This window comes from Fructobacillus tropaeoli (genome assembly GCF_001047135.2).
In the GTDB taxonomy this organism is placed as follows: Bacteria; Bacillota; Bacilli; order Lactobacillales; family Lactobacillaceae; genus Fructobacillus; species Fructobacillus tropaeoli.
Genome location: NZ_DF968083.1, coordinates 38,120 through 56,653, shown reverse-complemented (window position 1 = coordinate 56,653; position 18,534 = coordinate 38,120). Strand labels below are relative to the sequence as shown.

General features: G+C 45.9%; 14 protein-coding genes. 13 read left to right on the top strand and 1 reads right to left on the bottom strand.

Annotation, left to right across the window (positions count from 1 at the left end; genetic code table 11):
- Positions 1-18 precede the first annotated feature (18 nt).
- A complete protein-coding gene (locus tag AOQ32_RS05695; RefSeq protein ID WP_059393973.1) occupies positions 19-1,017 on the bottom strand; it encodes a sugar transferase in 999 nt (332 codons plus the stop codon).
- A 127-nt stretch (positions 1,018-1,144) separates the two neighbouring features.
- On the opposite strand from AOQ32_RS05695, the gene AOQ32_RS05690 reads away from it, so the two are divergent.
- The 13 genes from AOQ32_RS05690 (at position 1,145) to AOQ32_RS05630 (ending at position 18,451) form a co-directional block, all read left to right on the top strand.
- Positions 1,145-2,593, top strand: coding sequence for an ABC transporter substrate-binding protein/permease (locus AOQ32_RS05690; RefSeq protein WP_059393972.1), 1,449 nt, complete (start codon positions 1,145-1,147; stop codon positions 2,591-2,593).
- Entirely contained in the window at positions 2,590-3,339 is a 750-nt protein-coding gene (locus tag AOQ32_RS05685; RefSeq protein ID WP_047974281.1) for an amino acid ABC transporter ATP-binding protein, read from the top strand. The genes AOQ32_RS05690 and AOQ32_RS05685 overlap by 4 nt, the downstream gene beginning before the upstream one ends.
- A gap of 45 nt (positions 3,340-3,384) precedes the next feature.
- Positions 3,385-4,830 (top strand): ABC transporter substrate-binding protein/permease, encoded by a 1,446-nt coding sequence (locus AOQ32_RS05680; protein WP_059393971.1) that lies wholly within the window; start codon positions 3,385-3,387, stop codon positions 4,828-4,830.
- 53 nt (positions 4,831-4,883) lie between these two features.
- Positions 4,884-5,561: a competence protein CoiA gene (locus tag AOQ32_RS05675; protein WP_059393970.1), complete on the top strand. Its 678-nt coding sequence runs from the start codon at positions 4,884-4,886 to the stop codon at positions 5,559-5,561.
- A 392-nt stretch (positions 5,562-5,953) separates the two neighbouring features.
- Complete coding sequence (pepF, locus tag AOQ32_RS05670) at positions 5,954-7,747, top strand: oligoendopeptidase F (protein ID WP_059394009.1); 1,794 nt, start codon at positions 5,954-5,956, stop codon at positions 7,745-7,747.
- Between the two features lie 19 nt (positions 7,748-7,766).
- Entirely contained in the window at positions 7,767-8,699 is a 933-nt protein-coding gene (locus tag AOQ32_RS05665) for a phosphoglycerate dehydrogenase (RefSeq protein ID WP_059393969.1), read from the top strand.
- 322 nt (positions 8,700-9,021) lie between these two features.
- Positions 9,022-10,071: a phenylalanine--tRNA ligase subunit alpha gene (pheS, locus tag AOQ32_RS05660; protein WP_059393968.1), complete on the top strand. Its 1,050-nt coding sequence runs from the start codon at positions 9,022-9,024 to the stop codon at positions 10,069-10,071.
- A gap of 2 nt (positions 10,072-10,073) precedes the next feature.
- On the top strand, positions 10,074-12,530 hold the full coding sequence (pheT, locus tag AOQ32_RS05655) for a phenylalanine--tRNA ligase subunit beta (protein WP_059393967.1): 2,457 nt from the start codon (positions 10,074-10,076) through the stop codon (positions 12,528-12,530).
- Positions 12,531-12,599: 69 nt separating this feature from the next.
- Entirely contained in the window at positions 12,600-13,886 is a 1,287-nt protein-coding gene (locus tag AOQ32_RS05650) for a UDP-N-acetylglucosamine 1-carboxyvinyltransferase (RefSeq protein ID WP_059393966.1), read from the top strand.
- 87 nt (positions 13,887-13,973) lie between these two features.
- Entirely contained in the window at positions 13,974-14,234 is a 261-nt protein-coding gene (locus AOQ32_RS05645; RefSeq protein ID WP_047974287.1) for a type B 50S ribosomal protein L31, read from the top strand.
- Positions 14,235-14,337: 103 nt separating this feature from the next.
- The gene (gene rlmD / locus AOQ32_RS05640) at positions 14,338-15,726 is read left to right on the top strand and encodes a 23S rRNA (uracil(1939)-C(5))-methyltransferase RlmD (RefSeq protein WP_059393965.1); all 1,389 of its coding nucleotides are present in this window, start codon (positions 14,338-14,340) and stop codon (positions 15,724-15,726) included.
- 189 nt (positions 15,727-15,915) lie between these two features.
- Entirely contained in the window at positions 15,916-17,280 is a 1,365-nt protein-coding gene (locus tag AOQ32_RS05635; protein WP_059393964.1) for a UDP-N-acetylmuramoyl-tripeptide--D-alanyl-D-alanine ligase, read from the top strand.
- Positions 17,273-18,451, top strand: a complete 1,179-nt coding sequence (locus tag AOQ32_RS05630; protein ID WP_059393963.1) for a serine hydrolase domain-containing protein — start codon at positions 17,273-17,275, stop codon at positions 18,449-18,451. The genes AOQ32_RS05635 and AOQ32_RS05630 overlap by 8 nt, the downstream gene beginning before the upstream one ends.
- Positions 18,452-18,534 lie beyond the last annotated feature (83 nt).

Below are 18,534 nucleotides of genomic sequence, written 5' to 3'. Positions count from 1 at the left end.
ATGTGCTAATGCAATCAGTTAACTTCTATGGAAGAAATCAGTGACAGCCTCAAGCGTTGTTTTAGTAAAGAATCCTTCGCTAACCTGTTCTCGCAGTGGCAAGAGATTAGCCTGCCAGCTTTGATACTGGTCGGCCGTCAAGGTTTTCATCAGGTCTTCCAGTTCATCCAAATCGTTGATGGTGAAACCGATTTGGTAGCGGTCAATCAACCGGCCGATATGGCTTTCTTGCCAGGCGATGAGGGGCAGGCCAGCCTTGAGGTAGAGGCTGGCCTTATGTGGCGCATTGATTTTCGTGTAGCTTTGATAGTGGAGGGTATCGAAATCGCTATCCCAAAGTAAGCCAAACCCGCTGTCCAAGTGGTTTTGAATATCGTCTGGTTCGAAGTTGCCGGTCCATTCGATGTCTGCTGGTGTTTGCCAATCGCGCCACTTCTTAGGCCGATTACCAAAAAGCTTCAGCGCCGGTCCTTGATAATCTTGTAGCCAGGGGGCCTTTTGCCAAGTGCCGGCATAATTTAGAATTTTTTGGTAACTGGCTAGGGGCGGATTTGGTCCCAAATAGTCAAAAAGGGGTTGGACAATCGTTTTTTTGTTAACACCCATTTTTGTTAAGGATTGGCTCATCGCCTCTGAATGGGTGATGATGAGGTCGGCTTTTTGGGCTAGAGTGAATTCCGTCGGGTTAGCTTTTGTTACTCGGAATGGTTCAAAGTCGTGAATTAATAAGACATAATTGGCTTTTTTGTCTTTAATAGCTGTCAACCATTCGGCTTCAAAATCAGCACTCATGTAAGTTGGGAATTGATGGACCACGGTATCACCTGGTACAATCAGCTTGAGTGCCTCCTCGATTCGCTTTTGACGTTCGGTTTTTGAAAAACGCTGATCGTTATAGCGTTCAAGAGGAAGGCGAGAGAAACCGCTTGCTTGAGCGATTTTGGCATAGTCGTCCTTGGCCTTTAAAGCGCCCTTTGGCATCCACGGTTCGATTGTTTGGGTAATCCAATTAGTCATGAAGTCTATTATAGCAGACTCCATTCCCCCTTTCGGACTAGACCACTAACGTAATAAAAACTAACATTGTCAGTAAATGCTCTGTTAGTTTTTGATATAATAGGAACATTATGAAAAAGAGGTTATTATGAAAAAAGTACTAATGACTTTGGTGACTGCAGTGGCAGCCTTCCTGGCCTTTGGTGTGGCAAGCCAAAAGCCAGCTTCGGCCAGCGAACCCCACTACATTATCGCCACGGATGCTACTTACGCACCCTTTGATTTCCAAGACAAGAATAACAAGTACGTTGGAATTGACCAAGACATCTTGGCCACCATCGCCAAGCGTGAAGGATTTACATATGAATTAAAGCCAATGTCCTTTAACGCCGCTACCCAGGCCGTTGCTTCTGATCAGGCCGATGGGGTGATTGCTGGAATGTCAATTACTGACGCCCGCCGTCAGGTTTTTGATTTTTCAACCCCTTACTACCGTAGTGGAATTGGTTGGGCAACTGCCAAAAATTCAAAGATCAAGTCTTTGTCTGATTTGAAGGGCAAGACGGTTGCTTTGAAGACTGGAACTGCCGGTGCACAGTATGCCGAATCAATCCAATCAAAGTATGGTTTCAAGATTACTTACTTCTCTGATTCCGATACTTCATACCGTGATGTGATTAACGGGAACACAGCCGCTACGTTCGGTGATCTGCCAGTTTTGCAGTACGCCGTTAAGAACGGAACAGAATTGAAGGTTCAAAACCCTAAGGATCCATTTAACGCCGGTGACTATGGCTTTGCCGTTAAGAAGGGTGCTAACGCTGCTTTGTTGGCTGCCTTTGACAAGGGCTTTGCTGCCATCAAGAAGGATGGTACTTACGACAAAATCGTCAACAAGTACTTGGATGCGAAGGCATCAACCTTTACTGGTTCAGCTTCTGACAACAACTCCGTCTTTGGTATCTTGCGTTCAAACTCATCAGCTTTCTGGACTGGCTTGAAGGAAACACTTTACTTGACGATTGTTGGAATTATCCTGGCAACTATCTGGGGCTTGTTCTTGGGTGTCATGGGTGTGGCAAAGTCAAAGTTTTTGCGTGGCTTGTCAACAACGATTATCTATATCTTCCGTGGAATGCCAATGATGGTTTTGGCCTTCTTCATCTATATCGGTTTGCCTGGTGTGATTGGCGTGAAGATTCCTGCCTTTACAGCCGGTGTTTTGACACTGATTTTAAATGAAGGTGCTTATACAGGGGCCTTCGTTCGTGGTGGTTTTAATTCTGTTGACGGTGGTCAGATGGAAGCTGCCCGTTCATTGGGACTTTCTCATTCAAAGGCCATGCGTAAGGTTATTATTCCGCAAGGTTTGAAGTTAATGATTCCAAGTTTTATTAACCAATTTATTATTACCTTGAAGGACACGTCAATCTTGTCTGCTATTGGTATTTTGGAATTGACACAGACTGGTACATTGATTGTTACTCGGAATTCCCAGGGATTCCGTGTCTGGGCAATTATCGCTGTGATATACTTAATTGTAATTACGTTACTTACATGGTTGAGTAACTGGGTTGAAAAAAGGACACGAGCATGAGTGAAGAAAAGCAAGTGAAAGTACACGTAGACAAGGTTAACAAGTCATATGGCGATAACCACGTTTTGCGTGACATCTCTTTGGACGTGATGGCCAACGAAGTTGTTGTTATGATTGGGCCTTCTGGTTCAGGAAAGTCAACCTTCTTGCGGATGTTAAATCAGTTGGAAATGCCAAACTCTGGTTTGGTTGAAGTTGATGGCTATGACATCTCTGATCCAAAGACTGATATTAATAAGGTTCGCGAAAACATCGGAATGGTGTTCCAAAACTTTAACCTCTTTAACAACTACACTGTTTTGCAAAACATTACTTTGGCACCTGTTCAATTGGGCAAGATGACAAAGGAAGAAGCAGACAAGCGTGGTAAGGAATTGTTAGCAACTGTTGGCCTGTCAGATAAGGCTGACAAATCAGTTAATTCATTGTCAGGTGGACAAAAGCAACGTGTTGCCATTGCCCGTGCTTTGGCAATGGACCCGGACATCATGCTCTTTGATGAGCCAACATCAGCTTTGGATCCAGAAATGGTTGGCGATGTTTTGGATGTTATGAAGGATTTGGCTAAGTCAGGAATGACGATGATTATTGTTACCCACGAAATGGGCTTTGCCAAGCAAGTGGCTGACCGGGTTGTCTTCTTCGAATCTGGTAAGATTCAAGAATCTGGTACGCCTGAAGAAGTGTTTAATGCACCAAAGAACGAGCGTTTGCAAACCTTCTTGTCAAAGGTAATGCAAGCCTAAGATCAATCGGTCGCTTAACACGAAAAGATAGGAAGAATGAATACAATGGTCAACCAACGAGTAAAGCCGATTTTGGTGGCGTTCACGCTTTTCTTGGGGCTTTTTGCCTTTGGAACGAAGGCAAATGCTGCTGAACCCAATTATGTCATCTCAACGGATGCAACTTATGCACCCTTTGATTTCCAAGACAAAAATAATGAGTACGTCGGTATTGACCAAGATATTTTGAAGGAAGTGGCCAAGAGAAACCACTTCACCTACACATTGAAGCCAATGTCTTTCAATGCCGCTGCCCAAATGGTTGCTAACGGCCAGGCAGATGGAATCATTGCCGGAATGGCCATCACGGACGAACGGAAGCAAGTCTATGATGTTTCGGATCCTTACTATAAGACTGGTGTCGCTTGGATTACCAAGAAGGGCTCAAAGATTAAGTCATTATCCGAATTGAAGGGGAAGACGGTTGCCTTGAAGTCTGGAACGGCTGCCTCAAACTACGGTTTGTCTTTGCAGAAGAAGTATGGCTTTAAGGTTAAGTACTTTAACGATACTGATACCATGTACAACGATGTTGTCAACGGTAACAGTGCCGCAACCTTTGAAGACATGCCGGTTATCCAGTACGCCATTAAAAACGGCTTAGATTTGGAAGTTAAGAATCCAAATAACCCTGGTAATGCCGGTGGTTACGGCTTCTTCGTTAAGAAGGGGCAAAACCCACAGTTGATTGCTGATTTTAACAAGACCTTGAAGGAAATGAAGGCCGATGGTTCTTATCAAAAGATTGTTGATAAGTATTTGAAATCAGACCAGAAGAACTTTACGGGTTCATCTGCAGATAACAATTCTACTTGGGGTATCTTGCGTTCAAACAAGAAGGCCTTCTTCGATGGTTTGGTTCAAACAATCGAGTTGACCGTCGCCGGTATTATCCTCGCTTCTCTTTGGGGCTTGGTTCTTGGTTTGATGGGTGTGGCTAAGTCAAAGTTCTTGCGTGGGTTATCCACAACGATTATTTACGCTTTCCGTGGTTTGCCACTGATGGTCTTGGCCTTCTTCATTTATATTGGTTTGCCAGGTGTTATTGGCACGAAGATTCCTGCCTTTACGGCCGGCTTGTTGACGCTGATTTTGAATGAGGGTGCTTATACCGGTGCCTTTGTTCGCGGTGGTTTTGAAGCCGTTGACCGAGGACAGATGGAAGCTGCTCGTTCATTGGGATTGCCTTACGGTAAGGCAATGTCTAAGGTCGTGGTGCCACAAGGTTTGAAGATTATGGTGCCATCGTTTGTTAACCAGTTCATCATTACTTTGAAGGACACGTCAATCTTGTCTGCTATCGGAATTTTGGAATTGACACAAACGGGAACATTGATTGTTGCTCGTAACTCACAAGGATTCCGTGTTTGGGCTATTATCGGTCTGATTTACATGATTGTGATTACGCTGTTGACTTGGTTCTCAAACTGGTTAAAGAAGCGTTTAGATTAATTAAAAATGATTTTAAAGGGTTCTCTCGTCTAACTGACTGAGAGGCCCTTTTTATGTTACTTGCGATTAATTCATCCAACCAATATTGCTTTGCCAACTTCGCCAATCGAAGCGAAAGTTATCGTTGTCCGGCCTGCAAGAAGCCGGTGGTGCTTCGCCATGGCCAACAAAATGTGGCCCACTTTGCTCATCAGGTGCAAGAGGGCTGCCATTCTTTTACGGAGGGCGAAACAATCGATCATCTCTTAGGCAAGATGGCACTGTATCAACATTTTGCAAAAGACTATCAGGTGGTAGTCGAACCCGTCTTAAGTCAAATTAGTCAGCGCCCGGATCTATTGGTTAAACGCCCGCGAGGGGCGGATTTGGCAATTGAATACCAGTGTTCACCCATTGGAAAAAAACGCCTTCAAGAGCGCAATGAGGGTATGCATAGTCTCGGATTAGAGGTCCTATGGGTTTTGGGGCCGGCCTACTATCAGCGACGTTTGTCGGGCGAATTAACTTGTCGGTTTCTCTACGGCGGCCGACTATTTTTTTATGTGCCCAAGCAGAAACGTTTTGATACTCGGTTTAATTTTTCTAAAACGGACTTCCATAAACTACAGTATGAAAGCCAGACTGGTTTTGGGGTCGTCTTGTCCAGCGTGGCTAATGGTACTGATAATGACGAGCGAGTAGGGAGGCAGTTAACCGGCCAACTAATCGTTAATCAGACAAGGTTGACCTGATTAACTATCTTTATGAACGGGGGCATCGGCTTGATCAACTGCCAGATTGGTGTTTACTGGGGCAAGCCTTTGGCCTAGCAGTCCCCAATTGGCACTTTCGGTTGGTTCTTGTCTTGTTGTTGGAAAGAGTTGGACTTAGTCATTGGATTTTTGAGGAAAGTCTTAGTGCCCGATTAAGACAGTATTTTTACCCCAGTTTTCAAGACCACGAGAAAATTTTGAAAGCGACATATGCTGATTTGGCAGCCAGCGGCGTCATCTGCTTACAAGACAACAAAATTTTAGTGATAAAGCTTCTGCAATTTGTCGCAGATTAAGATTGCTATGTTAAAATGAGTAAAATATCAGAAAAGGGGGGCCTGAAGCAAGCCAATGCCTTGGGCAACAACTATATGGGACAAATCAAACGACAAGAAGTGCCAACGGAACTGACTTGGGATTTAACCACGGTCTTTGCAGATGACCAGGCCTTTGAAGAAGCGGTTGCCGCTTTGAAGGCTAGCCTGGCCGACTTGGACCAGTATGTCGGTCACCTTGGTGATTCTGCCCAGACCCTGTTGGCCGGTTTGGAAACGGACCTCCAAATCGAACGGTCATTTGAAAAGATTTACGTTTATGCCAATCAAAAATATGATGAAGACACGGCAAATAACCACTATGCCGGTGTTTATGCCCAAGCTCAGGACCTTTTGGCCGCTGTGAGCCAGGCAACTGCCTTCTTCCAACCAGAAGTTTTGGCAATTGATGAAAAGACTTTGTCCGCTTATCTCGAAGATCAGGCACTGGTGCCTTACCGTCATTTCTTTGATGTCTTGCTTTCGGAAAAGGCCCACACACTGCCAGCAGACCAAGAGGCTTTGTTAGCGGGTGCCTCAACCGTTTTGTCATCGGCCGAACAAACCTTCTCGGCCCTCGACAACGCCGACATGGACTTTGGTGATGTTGTAACGGAAAACGGTGAAGTTGAAGAATTAACGAATGGCCTCTATGGTGTGATGCTGCGGTCTAAGAACCAGCCAACCCGTCAACAGGCCTTTACGACACTCTACGACGCTTATATGGCGTTGAAGAATACCTTTGCTTCCACTTTGTCCTCAACGGTTAAGAAGCACAACTTCTTGGCGAAGACTCGCCACTATCAATCCGCTAAGGAAGCAGCCGTTCTGTCAAATCAGATTCCAACGGCCGTTTATGATACCTTGACGGACCGCGTTGAAAAGAACTTGCCGCTTTTGCATCGCTACGTTTCTTTGCGCAAGGAAGTCTTGGGCTTGGAAGAGGTTCACTCATACGACTTGTATGTTTCCTTGACGGATGATGTGGATTTACCTGTTACCTATGAAGATGCCAAGGCAATCGCCTTAAAGGCATTAGCACCATTGGGCGAGGATTATCTGGAAGTGGTCAAGAAGGCCTTTGCTGAGCGCTGGATTGACGTTGTCGAAAACAAGGGAAAGCGCTCAGGGGCCTACTCTGGTGGGGCATACGATACCAACCCTTATATCTTGCTGAATTGGCAGGATACACTGGATAACGTCTATACTTTGGTCCACGAAATGGGTCACACCGTTCATTCTTATTTGACTCGACACAACCAGCCATACCACTACGGTGATTATCCAATCTTTTTGGCTGAAATTGCTTCAACGACTAACGAAGCCCTCTTGACGGATTACCTTTTGAAGACCTATGATGACCCTAAGGTCCAAGCTTATGTTTTGAACCAGTACTTAGATGGCTTTAAGGGGACGGTCTTCCGTCAAACGGAATTTGCTGATTTTGAAGCTTGGATTCATGACCAGGACGCTGCTGGTCAACCGTTGACAGCCGAAGCCATGGCTGCCTACTATGGCGATTTGGATTCAAAGTTCTATGGTCCTGATTTGACTAAGGACCCAGAAATTGCTTACGAATGGTCACGGATTCCACACTTCTATTACAATTTCTACGTTTACCAGTACGCCACTGGTGAAGCGGCTGCCACAACTCTGGCCCAAAACATTTTGGAAAAGGGTGAGGCGGAACGCTATAAGGACTATTTGAAGGCCGGTAACTCGGCGAGTCCATTAGAAGTTATCGCCAAGGCTGGCGTTGATATGACAGAAGGTGCATACTTAGATCAAGCCTTTGCCGTCTTTGAAGACCGGTTAAATCAGCTTGAAGCATTACTTGGTCAGGCAAAGTAAGAAGGGAGTTTCGATAATCATGGCGAAAGTTTTAGTATTTGATGGGATTGATGAAAACGCTCTTGCTCCATTGAAGCGAGCAGGGTTAGAAATCGTCTCAAACCCACAGGCAACATCAGAGGATTTTGCAAGCGATGATGAGGTTATTGGTATCATCTTGATGATGTATCCAGTTGACGGAGCAGTCATGGACCGCTTCCCAAATTTGAAGGTTATTGCTCGTCATGGTGTTGGCTATGACAACGTTGATTTGCAAGCTGCTAGTGAACGCGGCATTGCTGTGACCAACACGCCTGGTGCGAATGCCGGTGCGGTGGCTGAAACAGCAATTACGTTGATGTTGATGGCAGGGCGCTTGTTTGAAACAAGTCACGATGCCATTACGGACAAGAAGGCCGCTGACTACATGGTTGGCAAGAGTGGCCAGCAAGTTTCAGGTAAAATTGTTGGGATTATCGGCTTTGGTCATATCGGGCAAGAAATTGCTAAATTATTGACTGGCTTTGGCGTTCACGTCTTGGCCTATGCGCGTCATGACCGTGATGTTCCCAATGGTCGAATGGCTGACCTCGATGAAATCTTCCAACAGGCTGATTTCGTTGTTTCAGCCTTGCCAGCAACGCCAAGCACGACGGGCTTGATTGATCAAAAGGCCTTTGACAAGATGAAGCCAAGTACAGTGGTGGTCAATGTTGGTCGTGGCCCAGTGATTGATGAAGCTGCTATGATTGCTAGCCTAAAGTCTGGTAAGATTGCCGCTGCAGGTCTGGATGTGGTTAACCAAGAGCCAATTAGTCCGGATAACGAACTGTTATCCCTACCAAATGCTTTTGTCTTGCCACACGTGGCAGCGCACTCAAAGGAAGCTGACTTTGAAGTCGCCAAGACAGCCGCTAAGAATGTCTTAGCAGTTTTCGAGGGGAAGCCTGCCGAGGACCAAGTTAACGATTAGATCAATAGGAATTTTTCAAACCGTCGAGCTAAAAACAGGCTAGGCGGTTTTCCTGATTTTTGTTATACTAGAGTTACGATGAAGGACCTAGTAGGGGTCAGCCAGTAGCAAAGCGAACGGTGTCTAGTGCAAGACCGTCTGCTGGTGCCTCGAATTTCAGTCTGGAGACTTTGGCCTAACAGTCAACGGTAAGCCGCCGATACCGGCCAAGAGTGCTGGCCTTTTGGTCAGAAACTGGGTGGTACCGCGGAAGTTCTCTTACGTCCCTTATGTTGTGTGAACAACATAGGGGACTTTTTTATTGGGAAAAAGAGGAAGATGAATGACATTAATTGATGAATTACAGGCAATCGCCAAGCAAGCTGAGGCTGATTTGGCAGCAACGGGAGCCGACTTGGAACAAGTCCGGGTGGCTTACCTTGGTAAGAAGGGAAAAATCACAACGGTTTTGAAGTCGATGAAGGACCTTTCAATCGATGAAAAGAAGGCCGTCGGCCAGGTGGGCAATCAGGTCCGCCAACAAATCCAAGATAGCTTAGCAGCCATGAAGGCCGTTCAAGAAAAGGCGGCGATGGATGCCAAGTTGCAGGCGGAAACGCTTGATGTGACCCTGCCGGGAGCAAAGCCCAAGTTGGGTAACCGTCATGTGTTGCAACAAATCATGGATGAAATCGAAAGCCATTTCTTGGGATTGGGCTATCAAGTGATTGATGATCCAATCGATTCACCTGAAGTGGAAACGGATGAATACAACTTTGAGCGGGAAAACCTGCCAAAGGATCACCCAGCCCGTGATATGCAGGATACTTTTTATGTGACGCCAGAAATTTTGCTGCGGACGCAGACGTCACCCGTTCAATCACGTGCTTTGGAGAAGCATGACTTTTCTAAGGGACCATTGAAGATGATTGCGCCGGGTAAGGTTTACCGCCGTGACACTGACGATGCAACGCACTCACACCAATTCCACCAAGTGGAAGGTTTGGTTGTTGGTAAGAACATTACCATGGCTGATTTGAAGGGAACATTGCTGTCAATCATGCAGGAGCTTTTCGGTGAAAAGCACCAAATTCGTCTGCGCCCATCTTACTTCCCATTTACGGAACCTTCTGTCGAAGTTGACGTTTCTTGGAACGAAGTGACGGAAGATACCAAGCCAGAAGATATCCGTTGGATTGAAGTTTTGGGAGCGGGGATGACTCATCCAAATGTCTTGAAGATGGATGGCGTTGATCCAGAAGAATACTCAGCCTTTGCCTTTGGCTTGGGTCCTGATCGTTTTGCAATGCTGAAGTATGGCGTGGAAGACATTCGTCAATTCTACTTAAACGATGTCCGGTTCTTGGATCAATTTAATAAGCGGGGGAACTAATCATGAAGACCAATTTAAAGTGGTTAAACGAATACTTACAGCCGGGGCTTGATTTGAGTGAACAGGCTGTCTTGGATTTGGCACAGCAAATTGAATTGACCAGTGTGGAATTGGAATCTGTTGGAACGGCTGCTGCCAAGCAGTCTGGTCTCGTGGTTGTCCGAGTTGATTCGGTTGTGCCCCATCCAGATTCTGATCACATGGTGATCACACAGGTTTTTGATGGTCAAGAGACCATCCAGGTTGTGACCGGTGCACCAAACGTGGCCGAAGGCCAGTTGGTAATCTTAGCTCGTGTTGGCGCTCAGATTGTCGACCGTGAAAGCGGTGACTTGGTGACCATCAAGGAGGCCCAGCTTCGTGGGGAAACCTCATATGGGATGCTGGTTGCCTTGCAAGAAATCGGCTTAGCTGATGCTGTGGCACCACAGGACTTTGAGGAAGGCATTCACGTCTTCACAGAAGAAGATGGTGTCAAGCCAGGGGATGATGCACTCGCAGTCTTGGGCCTTAACGATCCGATGATTGATACCGATTTGACCCCTAACCGGGCTGATCTTTTGTCAATGCGGGGGATGGCCTATGAATTGGCTGCCATGACTGACCAAAAGGTGATGCTGCCACAGACAACGGTTTTGAGTGATCAATCCGAGTCAAATGCGGTGGTGACGGTTGCTGGAAACGCTGATTTGGCAACGGGGTATGCAGTTCGTGTCTTGGGCCAAGTTAAAAACGACCCATCACCTCTCTGGTTGCAAAGCCGCCTGTGGAATGCCGGTTTCAAGCCAGAAAACAAAATTACTGATTTGGCCAACTATTGGCTCTTGCTGACGGGGCAACCTTTGCACGTCTATGACTTGGATAAATTAGCCACGATGCAGCTGGAAGTTCGTTTGGCAAAAGAAGGTGAAACTTTGCCTCAAGGAGAAGAAGAGGCGATGGCTCTTCGTGCTGGCCAGGATATTGTGGTTGCAGCAGGTGATCAAATCTTGTCCTTGGCTGGAATCGCCACGAACCCTGCAGTTGCTGTGACGGCTGATACGACGAAGGTCGTTGTTGAAGCCGGCCAATTTAACCCAAGTCTTTTGCGGCAAAGTGCTCGCCGCCACACGTTGCGGTCAGAGTCGTCATTCCGTTTTGAACGCGGAATTGACTTGGATCAAACCCTTGAAGTCCTTGATCAAGTGGCTGCCGAAATGGCCATGTTGACTAAGGGTAAGATTGTTGTTGGTTTGAGTAAGTTTGGCTTTGCTTATCGGGCACCGGAAACGATTGCCATCAGTCGCGACCGCATCAATCAGATTTTGGGGACTGATTTGTCAGTGGCCACAATTTCTGCCATTTTCACTCGCTTGGCTTTGCCGATTGATGAAAAGGAAGGGCAGTACTTAGTAACCATTCCTGGTCGTCGGACGGATTTGACCATCCCAGCTGACTTGATTGAAGAGGTGGGACGTCTTTACGGTTATGACAATTTACCAACGGCCTTGGTTGAAGGACAGAGCACGCCGGGTGATTTGACACCACGGCAAAAGAAAATTCGTGCTAGTCGAGAAATTATGGAAAGCCTCGGCTTTGACCAGGCCATTTCTTATGCCCTGACAACTCCCGAAAAGGCAACGGCCTTTAACTTGGACCAGGGCCGTGGCGTGGTAGCCCTGGATTACCCAATGTCATCAGATCGGACAACGATTCGACAAAACCTTTTGTCCGGTCTGTTGGATGATGTCGCCTATAACGTTGCTCGGTCAGTTAAGGACATTGCCCTATATGAGCAGGGACGAATTTTTTTGGCCCAAGGCGAGAATGTTCAACCGGAAGAACGTGAACACCTAGCCGGCGTTTTGGTTGGCAATGTGGCTGAATCAAGCTGGCAGACGGGTGAAAAAGATGAAGTTGCTGATTTCTACGATATCAAGGGACGCTTAGAGGCATATTTGCAGACGATTGGTCTTGATTCAAGTGCAGTGCGCTTTGAGCAAAGTGCACAACACGAAGCCATGCACCCGGGACAGACAGCGGATGTTTATCTTGGCTCTACTTACCTTGGCTTTGTTGGTCAAATTCATCCGGCCGTTTTGGCGAATGCCAAGCTACCTGCAGTCTTTGCCTTTGAAATTGACCTGGAAGTGGTCATCGATCATTCGCAGGCACCAGTTGCTTATCAACCTGTTTCAAAGTACCCACAAATCAGTCGTGATTTGGCCGTCTTAGTTGATGACAGTATCGACCAACAACAGGTCTTTGATGTGATTAAAGCCAATGGTGGGGATTACCTTCAAAACGTGACTTTCTTTGACTTGTACACAGGTCAGGGATTGCCAGCAGGTAAAAAGTCATTGGCTTATCAGTTGACTTATCAAGATAAGACTGACACCTTAGTTGAATCAGTTGTGACGGATGCTTTTGAAAAAATGACGGCAACTTTGACGGCAGAATTAAGTGCGGAAATCCGCTGATTTTGATTGTCTTGTTGTAACAAAAACGATATAATTAGGGTAAAACCACAAGCAAGTAGGATAGCCCTTATGGCAAAAATTATTATTAACGGTGGCCACAAGATTTCAGGTGCGGTGACCATTGGCGGAGCTAAGAACTCGACGGTTGCATTAATTCCAGCCGCAATTCTGGCCGACACGCCTGTCAATTTTGACAATGTTCCACAAATTTTAGATGTTAAAAACTTACAGTATATTCTCGCTGCGATGAACGTTCGTTCTAATTTCGCAAACGGTGACCTTTCGATTGATCCAACTACGATTACGGAATCCGAATTGCCTTCAACGGCCATTAAATCATTGCGCGCCTCTTATTACTTCATGGGGGCGTTGCTTGGTCGCTTTGGTCGAGCAACGGTAACTTTCCCTGGTGGTGATAATCTCGGATCACGACCAATTGACCAGCATATCAAGGGCTTTGAAGCTTTGGGTGCAACGGTGACTGAAGTCGGTGATATTATTACCCTTGATGCAACTGCCCATGGTTTAACTGGGGCACGTGTGACTCTTGATACGGTTTCTGTTGGGGCCACCATCAATATTATCTTGGCTGCCGTAAGGGCCAAGGGGCAGACGATTATCGAAAACGTCGCCAAGGAACCAGAAATCATTGATATTGCGACCTTCTTGAACAACATGGGGGCCAATATTCGCGGTGCTGGAACCGACACAATTCGTATTACTGGTGTTGATCGTTTGGAAGCACGCAATACCCACACAGTGATTCCTGACCGAATTGAGGCGGGAACATACATGGCGATGGCCGCTGCCTTTGGTGATGGCGTAACCATCAAAAACGTCATTCCAGAACACTTGGAGTCATACACTTCAAAGTTGTTGGAAATGGGCGTTGATATGCAAATCGGTGAAGATTCCGTCTTTATCGGACCAAGCCACGATTTGAAACCTGTTGCCATTAAGACGATGCCGTATCCAGGTTTCGCCACTGATTTGCAACAGCCAATCACGCCACTCTTGTTTTTAGCCGACGGTGAAAGCACGATTACCGAAACCATTTATCCGATGCGCAATAAGCATATTGCTGAATTGCGACGGATGGGTGCAGAGTTATCATCATTGAACCCAGGTGAAATTAAGGTTAACCATTCCGAGCGTTTGGTTGGCGCAACTGTGGAAGCGGCAGAGATTCGTGCAGGAGCCGCTTTGGTGATTGCCGGTATTATGGCCGACGGCCAAACCGTGATTGAAAATGCCACGCATATTTTGCGCGGTTACGACCGTTTAGCTGATAAATTAGCTTCTCTAGGGGTCGACTTGAAAATTGAAGGTGTTGATTTAATCAACTTGATGCCTTAACCTTGCATGGATAATATCCCTGTGATAGAATAGTTAAGTTAATAACTGACTCTGATTTAATAAAATCAGGGCGCTAAGGAGATACTCATGAAAAAAGAAATCCATCCAGATTACCGTCCAGTTGTCTTTATTGATGCCGCAACTGGTAAGAAGTTTTTGTCAGCATCTGTTGTTGCAACTGACACAACTACTGATTTTGAAGGTCAAGAATATCCATCAGTACGTATGGAAATCACTTCAGATTCACACCCATTCTACACTGGTAAGCAGAAGTTTACTCAAGCTGATGGTGCGGTTGACAAGTTTAACAAGAAGTTTGCTAACTTCGGCTTCAAGAACAACGACTAAGTTGTTTTATAAAAACGCTCACCTCGGTGGGCGTTTTTTCTTGGCTTGTGGAAAAAGGATTTGTTTGCAGTGAGTTATCACCAAGCAAAGTGCTGGAGGCATGATGGCAAAGACAATCGTACCTGTTAAATTACATGAAAAATTGACGGTCACTATCAAAGAGATTCGCCAAAATGGGATGGGCATGGCCTTTTTAGAGGGTTGGCCAGATTATCCGATTTATTTAGCTGATGCCATGCTTGGTGAAGAAGTTGAAATTGACATTATCCAGGTGGATAAGTATTCCGCCTACGGAAAAATTTTGGCTTGGGTTAAAGAGAGTACTGGGCGCAAAAATCAGAACCGCCAATATTTGATTGAGGCCGGGACGGCTCCCTTGGTTAACTGGGCTTATGCAAATCAGAAAGAATTTAAGCAGCAAATTGTGCAAAAAAACTTTCACGATGCTGGCCTAAAGGTCACTGTTGCTGATCCGATTACGATGGATACAACGCCAACCTACTATCGCAACAAAACCGTTGTGCCCCTTAAGTGGCAGGATGGTCAGCTTTTATCCGGCTTTTATCAACGAGGTAGCCATCATTTGGTACCGATGGAAGACTACTATGTTAATGATGCCCGGGTAGACCAAGTGATTGTCATCGTTCGTGAGATTCTTGCTAAACGGGGCGTTTCTGCCTATGATCCAGACCAAGAAGAGGGGGCCATCCGCTATGTGATGGTGCGCCGGGGGTACTATAGCCAGCAGTTAATGGTGGTTTTGGTGACTAACGAGGAGAATTTGCCCGACGAGGCGGGTCTTGTGGCTGATATCGTGGATGCCTTGCCTGATTTGACCTCCTTAATTTTGAACTTTGCACCTAAAAAAGATTATGTCCAATTAAGTGCCAACAACCGGGTTCTCTTTGGTTCGGCGACCATTGAGGACACGTTGCTCGGCAAAAAATTCTTAATCGGCCCAAATTCCTTCTACCAGGTTAATCCGGTCATGACGGAAAAGCTGTATCAAAAGGCAGCTGATTTGGCTGATTTAAAGCCGACGGATGTTGTCGTTGACGCCTATGCGGGAATTGGGACAATCGGAATTTCAGTCGCTGACCGTGTCAAGGAAGTGATTGGTGTTGAGGTTGTTCCCGGGGCAGTACTGGATGCTAAGAAAAATTTGGCATTAAATCAGATTGACAATGCTAGTTATATTGAGCGCGATGCGCCTGATCAGTTTGAGGATTGGCAAAAGCAAGGGATTCGACCAGACGTTGTCTTTGTCGACCCACCACGCCGGGGATTGACGCCGAAGTTAATTGAAAAGACAGCTGAAATGGGCCCTGACCGCGTGGTTTACGTTTCTTGTAATCCCGTGACGGCTGCTCGTGATGTCGCCCTGTTTAAGGACCTGGGTTATGAGGTCAAAGGGTCGGTTGTTCCGGTGGACCAATTCCCTCAGACTGCTCATATCGAGACGATTACCGTTTTACAAAAGCGCGAAGACTAAGTGCTATAAGGGGTATTGAAATCGGGTACTGGTCATTTAAAGGCATTAAAATTAAGTGCTATTGAAATCAGATGCTAGTCGTTTATAAGACATTAAAATTAAGCACCATTGAAATCAGCTGCTGGTCTTTTAAAAAGCAACAGGATCAAGTGCCACCTAAATTTTTACTAAATAAGGAAATCAATTGCTATGAACCTTTCGTTACAAACAATTGCACAAGCAACTAAAGGAAGTCTGCAAGGACCAGCCGAACAGACTGTGACGGGTGTCGCCTTCGATTCTCGCCAGGTGAAAGCCGGTGACCTGTTTGTCGCCTTAGTTGGTGACCAAGATGGTCATGATTATATTGATCAGGCACTCAAAAACGGTGCCACCGGTGTTCTAGCACAGACACAACATGTCATCGAAGGGGCTGTACCAGCGGTGGTTGTTGACGATACTTTGGTAGGCTTGCAGGAATTAGCGAAATTTTACCTGCAAACGATTCAGCCAAAGGTCGTTGCCATTACTGGTTCGAATGGCAAAACGACAACTAAGGATATGGTTGCCGCGATTTTGGCCACGAAGTATCAGACTTTCAAGACACCAGCCAATTTTAATAACGAAATTGGTTTGCCGGTGACTATTTTGACGATGCCAGAGACAACTGAGGTCTTGGTCTTGGAGATGGGCATGGACCGTCCGGGTCAGCTGACGGCTTTGTCGACGCTGGCTCAACCTGATTTGGCCGTTATTACCATGATTGGTGAGGCCCATCTTGAATTCTTTAAGACACGAGCCAACATTGCCAGAGCCAAGTTGGAAATTATTGCTGGTCTGAAGCCAGGTGGGGAATTGTTGATTCCAAAAGATGAACCACTCTTGCAGGATGCAGAAGGTTTGCCAGCCAATACGGTTAGTTTTGGACCGGAACCAAAGGACTGTGTTGAAACGCTGCAGGAAACAAAATTTAGCGATCAGGGTCAAGAATTTGCAATTCCGCTCCTGGGCCGTTATAATGTTAGGAATGCCTTGGCGGCAATTCGTGTTGGCCAAGCTTTCGATTTGGACCTCCAAACGATTGCTTCAGCCTTGAAAAATTTTGCGTTAACGAAAAACCGCACCCAGTTGCTGACGGCAGCTAATGGGGCAATGGTCATTTCGGATGTTTATAACGCCAACCCAACGGCGACCAAGGAAGTTTTGGCGGCGTTGGCAAAGGATCATACTGAAAATTTGGTCTTAGTTCTCGGTGATATGCTTGAACTTGGTGAAGCAGCACCGGCTCTTCACGCTGGCTTAAAGGAAGCTGTTTTGCAGTCACAACCAAAGGCGGTTTACCTAGTCGGTCCTTTGATGGTGGAAAACCTAGGAACAGTTTTGAAAGAAACGTTGCCATCTGATCAGGTTCACTTATATCAAACTGACCAGTTAGAAGCACTCATGACTGATTTGACAAAAGACCTTGATTCAAATGACTGTATCTTCTTGAAGGCCAGTCATGGCATCCATTTGGAGAAGGTGGTGGACCATTTGGTCGCTAATCAAGGCAAGCAGGGAGGTATCCATGCTTAAACGGGTCGATCTTTTCCCAGAAAAAGTAAAATCACTATGGTTTAGGGACCATTGGCTGGCTTTGTCAACGATTACCTTGATTATTCTTTTTATTGGGGGAGCAATTGGCTTAGCAAAGTTAACCAAAGCTAGTCCACAAGCGATTTTGACTGAACAAAAAATATTTTCGGCTGATAATGTCAAAAATTTAAAAAAGGACCTTAGTCCGCAAAATCAGACCGCTGAAGAAATTGATCAAAAATTAAAGAGTGAAAATTTCACCGGAACAGCCCTAGTCATCAAGGATGGCAAAATCATTTTGAACCAGGGTTATGGCTTTGCTAATTATAGTAAGCAGGTGCACAATAATGCCCAAACGGTTTATCATATTGCGTCTTCTGCTAAATTTTTGACAGCTGTTTTAGTCGGTCAGGCAGTTTCTGAAAAGAAGCTTTCCTATGACGACCATCTCAGCCAGTTTTATCCAAACATTGCTAATGCTGATCAGATTTCGATTCGAGATTTGTTGACGATGACCTCTTCGTTGCAGCAAAAGTTGCAACCAACGACTTTTACGTCTGATCAAGATAACGCTCAATTCTCGGCTGATAATACGGAGAATACCGGAGCGGCCATTGGTTCTGGGGCTGGTTGGTCTTATCAGCCAGTTAATTACCGGTTATTGGCTGGTATTTTAATGAAGATTTCGGGTCAGTCCTTTGACAAAATGGTTAAAGACTACTATAACAAGCAGTACAAGCTCGGTATTGACGATTATGCACAGTTTGCAGAGGATAATCAGGCTGCCTTGGGTTATCAAAAAGATACTACTAGCCCAACTGGTGTCACCAAGGTTGAAAATGAGCGAGAAACCGGAACAGGAAACCTCGCGATGTCAGCTGGTATGCTTTACCGAGCCTATTGGCTCTTCTTCCATGGTGATTTCTTTCAGAACCCAATGGACCTCTTGGTTCAGCACTTGCCGGCCCACTATGTCTCTGGTCTTTATCGTTATGGCAACGTTTATACCTCTCATGGGATTTTTAACGGTTTTGAGCCATCCGTTGTTTTGGGAAAGAACAGCCAAGATGCTGTGATTCTATTGGCAAATCAGTACTACCATGGCCACAGTTTTGAGGGCCTCTCACATGACCTATACGAGAAGCTAACGGGAACGAAGTTTCCTTCCTAAACACTAGTCAGCCCAGCTAGACTATAAACTGCTTGGCGTATTTTTGACGTGCTGGTGGCACGTTATGATGGAAACGACTCAGC

Bases quoted from the DNA above. Each gene is read 5' to 3' on its own strand.
- AOQ32_RS05680 (WP_059393971.1), top strand. From the start codon at position 3,385: ATGGTCAACCAACGAGTAAAGCCGATTTTGGTGGCGTTCACGCTTTTC.
- AOQ32_RS05690 (WP_059393972.1), top strand. From the start codon at position 1,145: ATGAAAAAAGTACTAATGACTTTGGTGACTGCAGTGGCAGCCTTCCTG.
- AOQ32_RS05685 (WP_047974281.1), top strand. From the start codon at position 2,590: ATGAGTGAAGAAAAGCAAGTGAAAGTACACGTAGACAAGGTTAACAAG.
- AOQ32_RS05675 (WP_059393970.1), top strand. From the start codon at position 4,884: ATGTTACTTGCGATTAATTCATCCAACCAATATTGCTTTGCCAACTTC.
- pheT (WP_059393967.1), top strand. From the start codon at position 10,074: ATGAAGACCAATTTAAAGTGGTTAAACGAATACTTACAGCCGGGGCTT.
- AOQ32_RS05650 (WP_059393966.1), top strand. From the start codon at position 12,600: ATGGCAAAAATTATTATTAACGGTGGCCACAAGATTTCAGGTGCGGTG.
- pheS (WP_059393968.1), top strand. From the start codon at position 9,022: ATGACATTAATTGATGAATTACAGGCAATCGCCAAGCAAGCTGAGGCT.
- AOQ32_RS05695 (WP_059393973.1), bottom strand. From the start codon at position 1,017: ATGACTAATTGGATTACCCAAACAATCGAACCGTGGATGCCAAAGGGC.
- AOQ32_RS05635 (WP_059393964.1), top strand. From the start codon at position 15,916: ATGAACCTTTCGTTACAAACAATTGCACAAGCAACTAAAGGAAGTCTG.
- pepF (WP_059394009.1), top strand. From the start codon at position 5,954: ATGGGACAAATCAAACGACAAGAAGTGCCAACGGAACTGACTTGGGAT.
- AOQ32_RS05645 (WP_047974287.1), top strand. From the start codon at position 13,974: ATGAAAAAAGAAATCCATCCAGATTACCGTCCAGTTGTCTTTATTGAT.
- AOQ32_RS05665 (WP_059393969.1), top strand. From the start codon at position 7,767: ATGGCGAAAGTTTTAGTATTTGATGGGATTGATGAAAACGCTCTTGCT.
- AOQ32_RS05630 (WP_059393963.1), top strand. From the start codon at position 17,273: ATGCTTAAACGGGTCGATCTTTTCCCAGAAAAAGTAAAATCACTATGG.
- rlmD (WP_059393965.1), top strand. From the start codon at position 14,338: ATGGCAAAGACAATCGTACCTGTTAAATTACATGAAAAATTGACGGTC.